Source organism: Mycobacterium arosiense ATCC BAA-1401 = DSM 45069 (assembly GCF_002086125.1).
Classification (GTDB): Bacteria; Actinomycetota; Actinomycetes; order Mycobacteriales; family Mycobacteriaceae; genus Mycobacterium; species Mycobacterium arosiense.
The window spans coordinates 1-14,615 of record NZ_MVHG01000114.1 but is presented as its reverse complement, the minus strand read 5'-3'; the positions used below and the strand labels follow the sequence as shown (position 1 = coordinate 14,615).

Annotated in this window: 12 protein-coding genes, 1 tRNA gene and 3 pseudogenes; 5 read left to right on the top strand and 11 right to left on the bottom strand. The window is 66.0% G+C overall.

Annotation, left to right across the window (positions count from 1 at the left end; genetic code table 11):
* Positions 1–66: 66 nt before the first annotated feature.
* From BST14_RS25680 to BST14_RS25650, 7 genes and pseudogenes are all read right to left on the bottom strand, one after another.
* A pseudogene (locus BST14_RS25680) lies at positions 67–258 on the bottom strand (helix-turn-helix domain-containing protein); the annotation flags it as partial.
* Between the two features lie 114 nt (positions 259–372).
* A tRNA-Ile gene (locus tag BST14_RS25675) sits at positions 373–446 on the bottom strand.
* 130 nt (positions 447–576) lie between these two features.
* Positions 577–940: pseudogene (locus tag BST14_RS25670) on the bottom strand (hypothetical protein).
* A gap of 395 nt (positions 941–1,335) precedes the next feature.
* On the bottom strand, positions 1,336–1,758 hold the full coding sequence (locus BST14_RS25665; RefSeq protein WP_083067121.1) for a hypothetical protein: 423 nt from the start codon (positions 1,756–1,758) through the stop codon (positions 1,336–1,338).
* Positions 1,759–2,113: 355 nt separating this feature from the next.
* The gene (locus tag BST14_RS25660) at positions 2,114–2,971 is read right to left on the bottom strand and encodes a carboxymuconolactone decarboxylase family protein (protein WP_083067120.1); all 858 of its coding nucleotides are present in this window, start codon (positions 2,969–2,971) and stop codon (positions 2,114–2,116) included.
* Between the two features lie 43 nt (positions 2,972–3,014).
* Positions 3,015–4,388, bottom strand: coding sequence for a metallopeptidase TldD-related protein (locus BST14_RS25655; RefSeq protein WP_083067119.1), 1,374 nt, complete (start codon positions 4,386–4,388; stop codon positions 3,015–3,017).
* The gene (locus BST14_RS25650; protein WP_083067118.1) at positions 4,385–5,902 is read right to left on the bottom strand and encodes a TldD/PmbA family protein; all 1,518 of its coding nucleotides are present in this window, start codon (positions 5,900–5,902) and stop codon (positions 4,385–4,387) included. The genes BST14_RS25655 and BST14_RS25650 overlap by 4 nt, the downstream gene beginning before the upstream one ends.
* Positions 5,903–5,960: 58 nt before the next feature.
* Here BST14_RS25650 and BST14_RS25645 point away from each other — a divergent pair, with 58 nt between their 5' ends.
* The 3 genes from BST14_RS25645 to BST14_RS25635 are packed head-to-tail and all read left to right on the top strand — an operon-like array spanning position 5,961 to position 8,993.
* Positions 5,961–6,845, top strand: a complete 885-nt coding sequence (locus BST14_RS25645; protein ID WP_083067117.1) for a carbohydrate ABC transporter permease — start codon at positions 5,961–5,963, stop codon at positions 6,843–6,845.
* Entirely contained in the window at positions 6,832–7,656 is an 825-nt protein-coding gene (locus tag BST14_RS25640) for a carbohydrate ABC transporter permease (protein ID WP_083067116.1), read from the top strand. Before BST14_RS25645 ends, BST14_RS25640 begins: the two co-directional genes overlap by 14 nt.
* Entirely contained in the window at positions 7,653–8,993 is a 1,341-nt protein-coding gene (locus BST14_RS25635) for an extracellular solute-binding protein (RefSeq protein WP_083067115.1), read from the top strand. The genes BST14_RS25640 and BST14_RS25635 overlap by 4 nt, the downstream gene beginning before the upstream one ends.
* A 3-nt stretch (positions 8,994–8,996) precedes the next feature.
* Here the strand turns inward: BST14_RS25635 and BST14_RS25630 are convergent, their stop codons facing one another.
* The 4 genes and pseudogenes from BST14_RS25630 to BST14_RS32730 form a co-directional block, all read right to left on the bottom strand.
* Positions 8,997–10,457 carry an amino acid permease gene (locus BST14_RS25630; protein WP_083067122.1) on the bottom strand — a complete coding sequence of 487 codons (1,461 nt, stop codon included), beginning with the start codon at positions 10,455–10,457 and terminating at the stop codon, positions 8,997–8,999.
* A 70-nt stretch (positions 10,458–10,527) separates the two neighbouring features.
* Positions 10,528–11,319 (bottom strand): CbiQ family ECF transporter T component, encoded by a 792-nt coding sequence (locus BST14_RS25625; protein ID WP_083067114.1) that lies wholly within the window; start codon positions 11,317–11,319, stop codon positions 10,528–10,530.
* A 53-nt stretch (positions 11,320–11,372) separates the two neighbouring features.
* Positions 11,373–12,284 carry an ABC transporter ATP-binding protein gene (locus BST14_RS32735; protein ID WP_438502209.1) on the bottom strand — a complete coding sequence of 304 codons (912 nt, stop codon included), beginning with the start codon at positions 12,282–12,284 and terminating at the stop codon, positions 11,373–11,375.
* Positions 12,285–12,323: 39 nt separating this feature from the next.
* A pseudogene (locus BST14_RS32730) lies at positions 12,324–12,635 on the bottom strand (ATP-binding cassette domain-containing protein); the annotation flags it as partial.
* A 906-nt stretch (positions 12,636–13,541) separates the two neighbouring features.
* Between BST14_RS32730 and BST14_RS25615 the strand changes: the two are divergent.
* Together BST14_RS25615 and BST14_RS25610 are read left to right on the top strand one after the other, a co-directional pair.
* Complete coding sequence (locus tag BST14_RS25615; protein WP_083067112.1) at positions 13,542–14,030, top strand: MarR family winged helix-turn-helix transcriptional regulator; 489 nt, start codon at positions 13,542–13,544, stop codon at positions 14,028–14,030.
* Between the two features lie 128 nt (positions 14,031–14,158).
* Positions 14,159–14,615: FHA domain-containing protein (locus BST14_RS25610; RefSeq protein WP_142279609.1), on the top strand; the 457-nt coding region annotated here is incomplete at its 3' end.

Sequence of the window (14,615 nt, the reverse complement as noted above, 5' to 3'; positions counted from 1 at the left end):
CTGCGGCACTGACCGCTTGAACCATCATCTCGAAGAATCACAAGACGACCCCGTACACCACGTCCCTGGACTTGACCTCGGTCGATGCGACCGATCCATCAGCCCCTCAAGACCCTCGGCCTCATATCGGACCAACCACGAGTGCAGCGTCTGACGCGACACCCCAACCTTCGAAGCGACCTGCGAAATCGACAATCCGTCGCTGATCACCGCTAACACGGCCTGATACCGCTGCTCGGCCACGCTCAACTCCTTCATCTGAAGGAGTGTCAAGGATCAACCGAAGTAGGTGTAAAGCATCAGCCGAAACACTGTCGCCCATCACCCGACATAGATATGTCAAGCATCAGCCGACGTCATACAACCAGGCGGTGGGGCGGGCGGGGCTCGAACCCGCGACCAACGGATTATGAGTCCGCGGCTCTAACCAACTGAGCTACCGCCCCAACGGGATAGTTCCGTAGGAAACCGTAGCCGACGGCGCAAGTCGGTGTCCGTCGGGCGGCGGCACGATGCGCGACCGCACACGTGCTCGGTGGGCGCCCCGTTTCGGGAGCGCGCACCAGCATGGCTCCTCTATGGCCCCGGCGGTCCGGCGGGCGCCGGCCCCGGCTGGCCGGCCTGCGCCCTGATCGTGGGAATCAGTTCGGGCGCGTAAACGAAAATCGCCGACTCGACCTCCCACTCGGCCTGGGCATGGCTCATCGGCGTGGGTGCGGGTGATCATGTTGATCAGCTCCTGCCCCTCGCCGAACGCATTGGGGTTGGCCTGAACCTGATCGGCGAACCAACGCCCCTCAGCGACCTCATGGCAATCACTGTAATCGGCGTTGTGCACCAACTTGTTCTGCGCCAGCAGTTTGACGTACTGATCATCGGCGGGCGTCAAACTGCAGGCCGCCGAGGCCTGCGGCGCTGACACCACAGCACCACCGAACATCGCGGCCCGCAAAGCAACGCCGGCAGCGCCTGCAGCCAGCACCTGCACACGCGATCGTGTCGTTTCCACTTCTGCCGAACGCCCTAATCACGGAATTTGCTAGCTTTCTTCGCGGCAACGATTGGGTACCACCGATAAACAATGCGGCAAACGACGCGTGCCGCGAACGGCGCGTGAACAGCGATTAGCTAAAAGCTGTGCGAGAAACCATTCGGGTCTACACAGGTAACGCGCGGCCCCACGCGAGCGGCCCGTCGCCTGTCTTGCCGGCACCGATCGTCAACGGCGCTTCGAGTTTGCCAGCCCAGGTAATCGAAAAACGGCCGGAGGGCAAAGCCCTCGCGACCGCTTTCGATTGGAAATCAGGAAGGGTGACGCAGCAGCCCCGGCTCTCGCTACTCGGCGGGCCAGTTCGCTTTTGCGGCTTGGTCTTTGATCTTCGGGATCAGTTCCGGCGCATAGACGTAAATCGCCGACTCGACCTCCCATTCGGCCTGGGCCTGAGTCAACGGGGTGGTGCGGGTGATCATGTTGATCAGCTCCTGGCCCTCGCCGAACGGATTGGGGTTGGCCCGAACCTGATCGGCGAACCAACGCCCCTCAGCGGCCTCATGGCAATCGCTGTAATCGGCGTTGTGCACCATCTTGTTCTGCGCCAGCAGTTTGACGTACTGGTCGTCTTGCGGGGTCAAATTGCAAGTAGCCGACGCTAGCGGAGCCGACAGCACGGCGCCGCCGAGCATCGAGGCGCCCAACGCGATGCCGGCAGCCCAAACCGATGACACCCGCGTGCGCGAGCGTGTACGGGTGGTTGTCATTTCCGAACCTCCCTCTGCGCGGGAACGCAATCGTTTCCGGCGCAACCCCAACCTAGGATTCCTGCGAGCAAACCGGGCAAGCCATCCTGACCGCGGCGTATGACGCACGATCATGGGCATCCGGCTCGGGCCACGCTGCCGTCTCGTTACCGTCACGAATTTGTTCACAATAAGTCTCAGTGACCGCGCTTAAATTAGCGAATCACCCCCGCACGGAGCGGAAACGTATGCTTGCGCGTCCGTGTACGAATGGTTAACATTTCGTGCTCTTGGCCCCTGGGCAGGCGGGCCGCTGACGGCACAACATCGCCGCGCCGACAGCCGGTCTTTGCGACTCGGCGCCACCGGGCGCAAATCAGCTAAATACCGTCTGACCGTCGGCGTCGATCAGATACCGCTCGGTGCCACTGGCGACCCGCGGGGCGTCGGCGTTTAATGACACCGCGATCTTATTGCTGGCATTGCGCATGATGTCAAAGGTGAGCTCGATGGCCTCCGCCTCGGAGAACCGGGAGCGCACCTCGGCGACATCGTCGGCGACGAGGTGCGCAGGCGTCCAAATTAACGCATCGGCATAGCGAAGCGCTGACTTGGCGCGATCGTCGAGCAAACTCGACGATTCGAAGCCCTCGATCTCCTTGTACAGCGTTTCCGAGCCGCCCGCGTCGAGCGCGGCGCCCTCGCGAAGCGAGTTGCACAGCCGGCATTTGTGTTGAGCTGCCCCACGCAGCCGAACCAGCTCCGAGGTGAGGGGATCTAGCGCCCGCATTCGAGCCACGGCGATTAAAAACTCGTTGAACACCGCATACGACGGCTCGGTGGTGTGATCCCAGGCGATCGGCTCGGTCGCCCAACCCAGGTACCGCGACCCGACCCCGAGCGCTTCCAGTCCGGCGCGCACCCGCGGAACGAAGTCGGCGATATACATCTGCACGACCATCCCAAAAGTGCGTTCCCCGAGCTGCTTCCACAGCCACGACCGATGCTCGGCGGTGATCGCCGAGACGTCGGCGCTGAATTGTTCGGCGAATTCGACGACGGCGGCTTCGGCGTCAGACTCCGGCTCGCCCACCTCGGCGCAAGCGGGCAGCGGCGGCAACGACAACGTCTGCGCGCACGCCCGCCGAACCAACGCGACAAGGCGCCCATCGCGCGGAGACAACGACACCAGCCGGGTGAGCTGGTCTTCACGAACGCTAACCGGAGCCACCATCTGTCACACGCTAGAGCCCGAAATGCCCGGCGGCAATGAAACTTTATTGGGCCTGGCTCACCGAGGACATGTGGAAGTCCGGTATCCGCAGCGACGGCATCGCGGCGCGGGTGGCCCAATCCCCCCATTCGCGCGGCAGCGTCTTTTCGCTGACGCCGGCCTCGGTGGCCCGTCGCAGTAGGCCCAACGGACTCTCGTTGAACCGGAAGTTGTTGACCGCAGCACTCACCTGGCCGTCTTCGATGAGGTAGACACCGTCGCGGGTCAGCCCGGTCAACAACAACGTGGTGGGGTCGACGGCGCGGATGTACCACAGCGTCGTCAGCAACAGGCCTCGCTCGGTGGCCGCAATCATGTCGTCCTGGCTGGCGGTCCCGCCGGTCATCACCAGGTTGTCGGCGGCGACCGCGACGTCGACGTCGTATTTGGCGGCCGTGGCCCGCGGATACGCCAACGCGTTGATCACCCCCTCGCGGATCCAGTCGACCTGGCCGATCTCCATGCCGTTGTCGAACGCCGACACCGTCTCCGAGGAGCTGCTCACCGCGACGAACGGCGTGCAGGCAAGGCCGGGCGCCATCGGATCGGAGAACAGCGTCAGCGGCAGGTCGGTGAGGCGCTCCCCCACCCGGGTCCCGCCGCCCGGCGCCGAAAACGCGGTCCGGCCCTCCTGGGCCCCGCGGCCGGCCATCGACCACCACATGTAGACCAACATGTCGGCCACCGTCGACGGCGGCATGATGGTCTCGTAGCGCCCGGCCGGCAGTTCGATGCTCCGCTGCGCCCAGCCCAGCCGGGTCGAGAGCTGCTCGAGCAGCGAATCGGTTGGCACATCAACGAAATCGGGCGTTCCGACGCCCGCCCAGGCGCTGGCGTTGCCGCGTTTGGCGTTGATCTCGACAGCTCCGGTCGGCTGGGTGAACCGCCGTCGCAATCCGGTCGACGACGCCAGGAAGGTCGTCGAAACACTATGGTGCGCAAAGCCATACAGGCGATCCTCGCCGCGGAAGCCGCGGCTCAGGGAGTCGACGACGTCGGAAAAAACCAGGGGCCCGGTGCCGGGCACCGGTGCGTCCCAGTCGACGGGCACCCCGCCATCGGACAGCAGCGGCGCCGCATCGCCGGCCTCCGGCGCCGCGCCGGCCGCCTCCTGCGACGCCGCCACCAGCCCCGGCAGCACCCGCGGATCCGCCTCGGCGGACACCACCGTGCCGATGCGCGCGGTCGACCCGCGACGCACCACGGAAATCACGGTCACGCTGCGGCTCACCGAAACTCCGTTGGTGGTCATCGAATTGCCCGCCCAGCGCAGGGTCGCCTCGACCTTGTCGGTGACCAGCACCATGGTCTCGTCGGCGCGGCCGAGCTTGGCCGCCTCGTCGAGCACGATGTTGACGACATGCTGCGGGGTGATCATCGGCCACCCTCGGTGCGGGTGTTGAGCACGTTGACCCCGCGGAACAACGCCGACGGGGAGCCGTGGCTGACCGGCGCGATCTGCCCGGGCTGGGCCTTGCCGCAGTTGAACGCCCCACCCATACGCCACGTCGACGGGCCGCCCACGGCCTCCATCGAATTCCAGAAATCGGTCGTGGTGGCCTGGTAGGCGACGTCGCGCAGCTGACCGTCGAGGCGGCCGTCGCGAATCTGGAAGAACCGCTGGCCGGTGAATTGGAAGTTGTAGCGCTGCATGTCGATCGACCACGATTTGTCGCCGACGATGTAGATGCCGTCCTCGACCCGGCCGATCAAGTCGTCGGTGCTGATGTCCTCTTGCGCCGGCTGCAAGGAGACGTTGGCCATGCGCTGGATCGGCACGTGATGCGGCGAGTCGGCATACGAGCATCCGTTGGAACGGGGCTGCCCCAGTCGATGCGCGAAGACCCGGTCGAGCTGGTAGCCGGTGAAGATCCCGTCGCGCACCAGGTCCCAGCTTTGCGCGGCCACCCCCTCGTCGTCGTAACCGATGGTGGCCAAGCCGAATTCGACGGTGCGGTCGGCGGTCACGTTCATCACCGGCGATCCGTACCGCATAGTGCCCAATTTGTCCGGCGTGGCGAACGACGTCCCGGCGTAGGCGGCCTCGTAGCCGATCGCGCGGTCGTATTCGGTTGCGTGGCCAATGGATTCGTGAATCGTCAGCCACAGGTTGCTCGGATCGATCACCAGGTCCTTGGGCCCGGGAACAACGCTGGGCGCCTTGATCTTTTCGGCCAGCAATGACGGCAGTTGCGCCAGCTCGTCGCTCCAGTTCCACACCTCGTCACCGGCCAAGACCTCCCAGCCCCGCCCCATCGGCGGCGCCAGCGTGCGCATGGAATCGAAGCTGCCGGCCGCGGGGTCGACGGTCACCGCCTCCAGCGAGGGCAACACCCGAACCCGCTGCTGGGTGATCGAGGAGCCGAAGGTATCGGCGTAGAAGGTCTGTTCCTTGACGGCCGTCAGCACCGCCGACACGTGATTGATGCCGTCGGCGCTCAGCAGCCGCCCGGAGTAGTCCTCTAGCACGGCGAGCTTGTCGGTGGTCGAGATGTCGAACGGGTCGATCCGGTAGTTCGACACCCAAACCGCGTCCGCGTAGACCGGTTCGGGCGCCAACTCGACGCGCTCGGTGCTCAGCGTTGCCAGCGCGGTGGCCACATGCACCGCGCGGCGGGCGGTCTCGGCGGCCACCGACGGCACCAACTCCGCGTGCGAAGCGAATCCCCAGGTACCGTCGACGATGACTCGCACCGCCAGGCCAACCTCGCGGTCGATCACCGCGGTCTCCAACTCGCCGTCCCGCAGTTGGATGATCTCGGTGATGATGCGGTGAACCCGCAGGTCGGCGTGCGTGGCCCCGGCAGCTTTGGCCGCCGAGAGCGCGGCTTCGGCCAAATCGTGGCGCGGCAGGTCCAGGAAGTCGGCATCGATCCCCCGGTTCGGTGTCACGGCTCCACCGTAACGACCGCTCGTCCCGAACCGCGGCGGCGCCCGCTTTAATTAGCCCATGGCCGGCGCGGTACGCGGGAATCAACCACGATCCACCGCGCTGGGCTACGCGCTGCTCGCCCCCAGTTTGTTCGGCGTGCTCGCCTTTCTGCTGCTGCCCATCCTGGTGGTGCTCTGGCTGAGCCTGTGCCGATGGGATCTGCTCGGCCCCCTGCACTTCGTCGGCCTGTCCAATTGGCGGTCGGTGCTCACCGACGCGAACTTCGGCAACTCGCTGATCGTCACGATCGTCTTCGTGGCCATCGTGGTGCCGGCGCAAACCGCGCTGGGATTGCTGGCCGCCACCATGCTGGCCCGCCAGCTTCCCGGCACCGGGCTGTTTCGCACCCTGTATGTGCTGCCGTGGATTTGCGCCCCGCTGGCCATCGCGGTGCTGTGGCGGTGGATCCTGGCCCCCACCGACGGAGCGGTGAGCACGGTGCTCGGACACAGCATCGAATGGTTGTCGGATCCCAGCTTCGCGCTGCCGCTCGTGTCTGCCGTGGTGGTGTGGACCAATGTCGGCTACGTCGCACTGTCGTTCCTGGCGGGGCTGCTGGCCATTCCCGACGAGATCCACGCCGCCGCACGCACCGACGGCGCCACCGCGTGGCAGCGGTTCTGGCGCATCACCATGCCCATGCTGCGGCCGACGACCTTCTTTGTGCTGGTCACCGGGATCGTCAGCACCGCACAGGTTTTCGATACCGTGTATGCGCTGACGGGTGGCGGACCGGCCGGCAGCACCGACCTGGTGGCCCATCGCATCTACGCCGAGGCATTCGGCTCGGCGGCCATCGGCCGGGCGTCGGTCATGGCCGTGGTGCTGTTCGTGATCCTGATCGGCGTCACCCTCGTCCAGCACCTGTATTTCCGGCGGCGGATCAGCTATGACCTCACCTAGTCGGCCCACGAATGTGGTGATCTACGCCGGGCTTTCGCTGGGCGCGTTGATCACGTTGGCGCCGTTCGCCCTTGGACTGATGACGTCGTTCACCTCCGCGCACCAATTCGTCACAGGCACGCCGTTGCAGCTGCCGCGACCACCCACGCTGTCCAATTTCGCCGACCTGGCCGGCGCGGGGTTCGGCCGGGCGGCCGCGGTGACCGCGTTGATGACGGCGGTAATCCTGGTGGGCCAGTTGACCTTTTCCGTGCTCGCGGGATACGCGTTCGCGCGGTTGCAGTTCCCCGGACGTGACGCGCTGTTCTGGGTGTATATCGCGACGTTGATGGTGCCCGGGACGGTCACCGTGGTGCCGATGTACCTCATGATGGCCCAGCTCGGTCTGCGCAACACGTTCTGGGCGTTGGTGCTGCCCTTCATGTTCGGCTCGCCGTACGCGATCTTCCTGCTGCGCGAGCACTTTCGAATCATCCCGAACGACTTGATCAACGCCGCCCGTTTGGACGGGGCCAATACGCTGGACGTGATCGTGCACGTGGTGATCCCGTCGAGTCGCCCGGTCCTGGCCGCGCTGGCGTTGATCACGGTGGTCTCGCAGTGGAATAACTTCATGTGGCCGTTGGTGATCACCAGCGGGCACAAGTGGCGGGTGCTCACCGTCGCGACCGCCGATCTGCAGTCGCGGTTCAACTCCCAGTGGACGTTGGTGATGGCGGCGACCACGGTGGCGATCGTCCCGCTGATCGCGCTGTTCGTCGTGTTCCAGCGCCACATCGTCGCGTCGATCGTCGTCTCGGGTTTGAAGTGACCCGGCCCCGCTTTTCCACCCTGGTCGCGGGAGCCGTCGCGCTCGTCGCCGTGGTGCTGGCCGCGACGGCGGTGCTGTTGGATTACTCCGGCGGGCCCCATGGCGGCAAGACCGTCGTCACGGTGCGTGTTTGGGACGATCAGATCGGCGCGGCCTACCGAGAATCGTTTCGGGCCTTCACCCGCGCCCACCCCGACATCGACGTGCACCTGAACCTGGTGGCCTACTCGACCTACTTCAACACCCTGCGCACCGATGTGGCCGGCGGCAGCGCCGACGACATCTTCTGGCTGTCCAACGCCTACCTCGCGCCGTACGCCGACAGCGGTCGCCTGCTGAACATCGGCGAAGCGCTCGGGCCGCGGGCCGCCTCGGATTGGGAGCGTCCGGTGGTCGAGCAGTTCACCCGCAACGGCACGCTGTGGGGCGTGCCGCAGCTGACCGATGCGGGAATCGCCTTGTATTACAACGCGGACCTGCTCGCCGCGGCCGGCGTCGATCCCGCGGCCCTCAACGCGTTGCGGTGGAGTCCCGACGAAAATGACACATTGCGTCCCCTGCTGGGCCGGCTCACCGTCGACGCCGACGGAAACCGCGGCGACACTCCGCGTTTCGACGCGGGACGGGTGCGGCAATGGGCATACAACGCGGCCAACGACCCGCAGGGCATCTACCTGAACTACATCGGCTCGGCGGGGGGCGTTTTCCAGCGCGGCGACACCTTCGCGTTCGCCAACCCCGCCGCCGTGGCGGCCTTTCGGTATCTGGTCGACCTGATCAACCGCGACCACGTCGCGCCGCCCGCCGCCGACACCAACGACAACGGCGACTTCTCGCGCAACCAGTTCCTGGCCGGAAGGATGGCGCTGTTTCAGTCCGGCACCTACACCCTGGCGCCGGTGGCCCGCGATGCCCGCTTCCACTGGGGTGTGGCGATGATGCCCGCCGGCCCGGCGGGCCGCGTCAGTGTTACCAACGGCATTGCCGCGGCGGGCAATGCGGCAACCAAGCATCCCGACGCGGTGCGCCAGGTGCTGGCCTGGATGGGCAGCAAGCAGGGCAACGAATATCTGGGCCGCTACGGTGCGGCCATCCCCGCGGTGTCCTCGGCGCAACCGGTCTACTTCCGGTACTGGGCCAGCAGGGGTGTGGATGTGACGCCCTTCTTCGCCGTGCTGAACGGTCCGCGCATCGCGGCCCCCGGCGGTGCCGGCTTCGCCGCCGGCAACGACGCATTGCAGCCGTATTTCGACGAAATGTTCTTGGGCCGCGGTGATGTCGCAACGACGCTACGGCGGGCTCAGGCCGCGGCCAACGCCGCCGCCGCGCGCCAGTGAGGCCTAGTCCCCGGTCATCGTTTCCGATGACCGCTCGGCGGAGTCGTCGTTGAGCGCGCTGTGGTGGCGGCCCCAGACGAAATAGAAGACCAACGTCAGTAACACCCAGCCGCTGAACGCGATCCAGGTGTACCAGTGCAAGCTGGCCAGGATGTACCCGCAGGCCGCCACGGAAAGGACGGGCGTGACGGGATAACCCGGGACCTTGAACCCTCGTGGCAGGTCGGGCTCGCGTACCCGCAAGACGATCACGCCGACTGACACGACGACGAACGCGGTGAGCGTGCCGATCGACACCATGTCGGCCAGCTTTTGCAGCGGAATGAAGGCGGCCAGCGCCGAGGCCACGATGGCGACGATCACCGTGTTGTTCACCGGGGTCATGGTGCGCGCGTTCACCGTCGCAAACCGCGCGGGCAACAGCCCGTCACGACCCATGGCGAACAGGATGCGGGTCAGCCCGTACATGGTGACCAGTGTGACGCTGAAAATCGAAATGACCGCCCCGGCAGCCAAAATCGTGCTGGCCCAGCCGCCGCGGGTGACGTTGTCAAGAATCGTCGCGAGCCCGGCTTCCTGCTGGCCGGCGAAGTCCCGCCAGGGCTGGGTCCCCAGCGCGGCCAGCGCCACGAAGACGTAGACGCCGGTGACGATCGCCAACGCGCCGATCAATGCGCGCGGCATGGTCTTCTGCGGCTCCTTCACCTCGTCGCCGGCGGTGGAGACCGCATCCAGGCCGATGTAGGAGAAGAAGATGGTGCCGGCGGCCGAACCGATACCGGAAACGCCGAATGGCGCGAAGTCACGCAGCTGGCTCGCGTCAAACGCCGTGAACGCCACCACACCGAAGACGACGAGCACGCCCAGTTTGATCATCACCATGATCGCGTTGACCTTGGCCGACTCACTGGCACCGCGGACGAGCAACAACGCGCACAACACGATCAGCACGACCGCCGGCACGTTCAGGTAGCCGGGCTGCGCATCCCACGGCGCCGCCGACAACGCTTGCGGGAGTTGGAATCCCAGGACATTGCTCAATAGCTTGTTCAGGTAGCCGCTCCAATTGACTGCCACCGCGGCGGTCGCCACGCCGTATTCCAGAAGCAGGCAGGCCGCCACCCCCACCGCCACGACCTCGCCCATCGTGGTGTACGCGTACGAATACGACGATCCCGAAACGGGCACCGCCGAAGCCAATTCGGCGTAGCAGACCGCCGCCAGGCCGGCGGCGAAGCCGGCGAGCAGGAAGGAGACGATCACCCCCGGGCCGGCCTCCGGGACGGCCTGCGACATGACGAAAAAGATGCCGGTGCCGACGGTCGAGCCGACCCCGAACATGGTCAGCTGGAACGTTCCGATGCCGCGCTTGAGGTGGTCGGCGGTCCCCTGTGCGACGTGTGCACCCACCACCGGGCGGCGCCGCAGCAGCTGCTCTTTGAGGCCGATCGACGTGGCTGGCAAGTGCCCCTCCTGCGGTCGGATCAGCTGATTATGAGGCAGTCTCGCCTGCACACCCCGGACGTCGCGACGATCAACCCGAGTGCATCACCAGGGTCTCGATCGCTACTCCGGCGCCGCCGACCAAAGCAGCGATCGCAAGCGTCAGCCAGTCAGCCAGTCTCGGCCGTGCCGGGCTGGCGGATAGCTGACCGATCCCGCCGCGGGCGGTAATCGCATCGCCCATCTCGTCAGCGCGGCGCAGAGTCACGACGATGGCAGCAGCCATCAGGTCGATCATGCCCCGACTCTGCTGCCGAACCCGGGCCTTACGCCCTGACGGTATTCGGTTGGGCCGCAGCAGACGAGCGGCGTAGAGCACGTGAAATTCGTCGAGCAACATCGGAAAGGCCCGCAGCGCAAGGGCTAACGCCACCGCCCACTCGTCAATCGGGATGCGCAGCACTTTTAGCGGCCGGCCGAGCATCGCCAGGGCAGGCGCGATTTCGGCAACGTTAGTCGTCCACGACACCATCGCTCCCAGGCCCAGGAGTACAACCGAAAGCGCGGTGATCCTCAGGAAGTTCAACGCTCCACCAAGGCCGACGTTCATCCCGCCCACCGCCATCGTGGGAGCACCGCCAGCCAGCGCCGCAGTCACGAAACCCAGCGCGAGAACGGCCCATAGCCAACGCGGAATTGACGGCACCGCACCGCGCGGGATGCGTGCGATGCGCACTGCTGCCGCCAGCAGTGCGGCCACCAATCCGATGGTGGCCCATCCGGGATAGAACGTCAGCAGCACGGAAACGCCAAAGACAACCAGCAGTTTGGTACCGGCCCATAGGCTGTGGATGGTCGAGTCACCGGGGACCGGGACCAGCATCACGACCGATCTGGACCGGCGCCGATTCGAATTGGTGGCCGCAGTGGAAGATGTCACGCGCGGCCCCCCGCCGCGGCAGCCGTCGACATCGTTTCCAGTACACCTTTATTCAGATGGATGGTTCGCGGGCAAACCTCACTCAGCCCGACGAAGTCATGCGAAATGACTACTAGCGTCAGTCCTCTGCGGCGATGGTCCGCGAGCACTCGCAGCAAGCCGCGTTGACTGGCGGCATCGAGCCCCGCCAGGGGCTCATCGAGAATCAGCACCCGGGGCGAACACGCCAACAGCCCGGCCAGCACTACCCGGCGCATTTGTCCTCCGCTGAGTTGATCAATACGCCGATTCCCCAGAGCGGGATCCAGTCCTACTGCCTCGAGAGCCGCGGCCACCCGATCGTGATCTTGCGGTGAAAAGCCGGCCACGGATGCCAGTTCCAGGTTCACGTGGCTGCGCATCAACTGGAGCCTGGCGGTCTGGAACGACAACGCCACGGCGCCAACGCGAGTGTGGGTGGGTTCGCCATCGATGAGGCAAGCGCCGGTAGTGGGCGCCGTCAGTCCGGCCATGATCCACGCCAGTGTCGACTTGCCAGATCCATTGCCGCCGTGGATCAACAGTCCGTCGCCCGGTGCCACCGCGAAGGTGATATCGCGCAGCGCAGTCTTCGCCCACGGGGTGCCACGGTTGTATTCGTGCCCGACACCGACTACTTCAATCACCGGATGGCGCGGGCTCGGATCAACGGTCACCGTCGGCACCGGCGCCGGCGCAATCTCGACCATGCCAGTGTTATCGGACGAACCGCTGAGGTCGATTGTGCGATCCGCAGATGCGGCCTCGTTGTCGAAGTGCGTAATGTGCACCAGGGCTGTTCGGTGCCGTTCCGGGAGAGCGGATAGCACGTCCAGTAAGAGTTCGCGGCCCGGCTGGTCGATCATGCTGGTGAACTCGTCGGCAATCAACAGCGACGGTTCTCGCGCGATCGCCGCGGCCAGCGCAAGACGCTGCAGCTCCCCGCCAGACAGGCTTCCGGTGTCGCGTTCCGCGAACCCATCGAGACCGACTTCGCGCAGCAACCTATCCACATCAACCTTGGTGCCCGGCGGCAGCCCCCACACCACATCGTCGGCAACTCTGGTGCCCAACACCTGGGTTTGCGGATGCTGGAGCACGAGCGACGTGCCCCCGACCATACCCAGACCCACTGCGCCGGGGCGGTGCACCGCACCCGACGTCGGCTCCCGCCCCGCGAGGACGAGCGTCAAGGTGGTTTTCCCGGAGCCGTTGGCGCCGATGACCGCGACGTGTTCGCCGACGTTCAGGTCCAGGCTGGTTTCGCGCAATGCGTCCTGACTGGCGCCCGGGTAGCGAAACCGCACGTCGACCAGCCGCACGGGCACCGGTCCGATCGGGTCATCCGGGCCTCCCGCTCCCTCGGGAGCATCCAGTTTGTGCACATCGGGAATGCTGTGCATCCGCTGCAACAGCCGGGAGAGCACCCACCAGCCGATCAACGATGAGATCATCACCCCGTAGATGACGTAGCCGAGCATCAACCACACCCAGTGTTGCAACCCGTAGGCGAAAAGTCGTTGCACATCAGAGGCGACGGCCTGCAGATGGATTCGCACCAAGAAGGAAGCGACGCCATTCACGTTCGCGGTCATCACCTGAAAGATCAAGTGCCGCAGCCGAGTTAGCACTGCCAACATTGCGACGGTTACGCCGGCGATGGCAACTCCGGCGACGAAGGACGAGACCACCACTGTCGGCGCGCCACGACGCTGGCGTTTGACGAATCCGGTCAACCCGCCGATGTAGGCACAGTTGAGGACCGCCACGAGGCTACCCATGCCTGCGATGAGAAAAGTGATCATTCCGCCGGCAACCGTGGCGGCGACAAGCACTCGGAGGCGGTACCGGTAGGCCAACAGCGCCATGGGTACCGTGCCCAGCAACGCCAACCCCTGAGCGAAGGGGATGACCGTGGCGATGATCGCGATGACCGCGCACAGCGCACCCATGACGGAGGCCTGCGCCAACTCGGACGGTCGCAGGGGGCCACCCCGTTTCCGCAAACGGGCGAGGCCAGGGGAAGTCACCTCATCGATTCTGCCAGCCCGCGGCGCGAAGCCCCGTTATTACGCCGGCGTCGCAGGGTGATCCGAAACTCGCCGCCAATTTGGCCTCGCTTAGCAAAGCTATGCAACCATGGATACATGGACAATGTCGTCGATACCGCAAAGGCCGAGGGAGCGCAGGGATTGGGAGCCGATCTGCTCGCCGTGGTTGCCCGGCTCAACCGCCTGGCCACCCAGCGCATCCAGATGCCGCTGCCCGCAGCGCAGGCCAGGCTGCTGGCCACCATCGAAGCTCACGGCGAAGCCCGAATCGGTGACCTGGCCGCAGTCGATCATTGTTCGCAACCGACGATGACCACGCAGGTCCGCCGACTCGAGGAGGCGGGTCTGGTCACGCGGATGGTCGACCCCGGAGACGCGCGTGCGGTCCGGATCCGGATCACGGCCGAGGGCAGGCGCACGCTCAACGCGGTCAGGGCCGACCGCGCCGCCGCTATCGAACCGCAATTGGCGCTGCTCGACTCCGCGGATCGTCAGGTGCTGATGCAGGCGGTCGACGTGTTGCGCGGGCTGCTCGACAACGCGTCGCTGGCCACGTCCCTGGCGGGCCGGCGTAACACGCTGTGAACGATGCGGCGCTGGATGGCGCACGGCCGGGGGTAGACACTTAACCCAGCGCGGCGACCGGCGCCTGAGGGTGGGCAGGCCTGCAGGTGAGACCAAATCGAGCTGACCGGTGACGAAAGGTGGCGCCCATGCCAACCGAGGCTTCGGCCCTTCCGGCCTCGCTGACCGTATGGGCCGGACCGACGAGGTATGTGTTCACACCCGGCCGCGACGTGATCGTGGGCTACGGCCCGGGTTGCGACATCCCGCTGGAGCGGCTCGGCAACCCGCCGCAACCGCCCTCCGCGCCCCGTGTGGATGTTATCGTGCGGTTCACCGGAACTGTATGGCTGGCCATCGATCTGAGCCGCCGCGGCATCTTCGTCAACGGTTCCCGGGTGCCGACCGTCGAGATCCGCGACGGTTTGGCGATCAGCATCGAGCACCCTCAGCGCGGTCCGCGCCTGGTCTTTCAAACCGCGCCCTCGGCCGCACCGCCGGGACACCCCGCGCCCGCAACGCCGCAGCCGGGTCGCGCGAACGAGCCCGACCCGCGGGTCCCCACCCAGAGCGCCACCCGGCGCATGCCCGTCGTCGCGCCGCCAC

Bases quoted from the DNA above. Each gene is read 5' to 3' on its own strand.
- BST14_RS25640 (WP_083067116.1), top strand. From the start codon at position 6,832: ATGACCTCACCTAGTCGGCCCACGAATGTGGTGATCTACGCCGGGCTT.
- BST14_RS25660 (WP_083067120.1), bottom strand. From the start codon at position 2,971: ATGGTGGCTCCGGTTAGCGTTCGTGAAGACCAGCTCACCCGGCTGGTG.
- BST14_RS25645 (WP_083067117.1), top strand. From the start codon at position 5,961: ATGGCCGGCGCGGTACGCGGGAATCAACCACGATCCACCGCGCTGGGC.
- BST14_RS25655 (WP_083067119.1), bottom strand. From the start codon at position 4,388: ATGATCACCCCGCAGCATGTCGTCAACATCGTGCTCGACGAGGCGGCC.
- BST14_RS25665 (WP_083067121.1), bottom strand. From the start codon at position 1,758: ATGACAACCACCCGTACACGCTCGCGCACGCGGGTGTCATCGGTTTGG.
- BST14_RS25625 (WP_083067114.1), bottom strand. From the start codon at position 11,319: ATGCTGGTCCCGGTCCCCGGTGACTCGACCATCCACAGCCTATGGGCC.
- BST14_RS25615 (WP_083067112.1), top strand. From the start codon at position 13,542: ATGGACAATGTCGTCGATACCGCAAAGGCCGAGGGAGCGCAGGGATTG.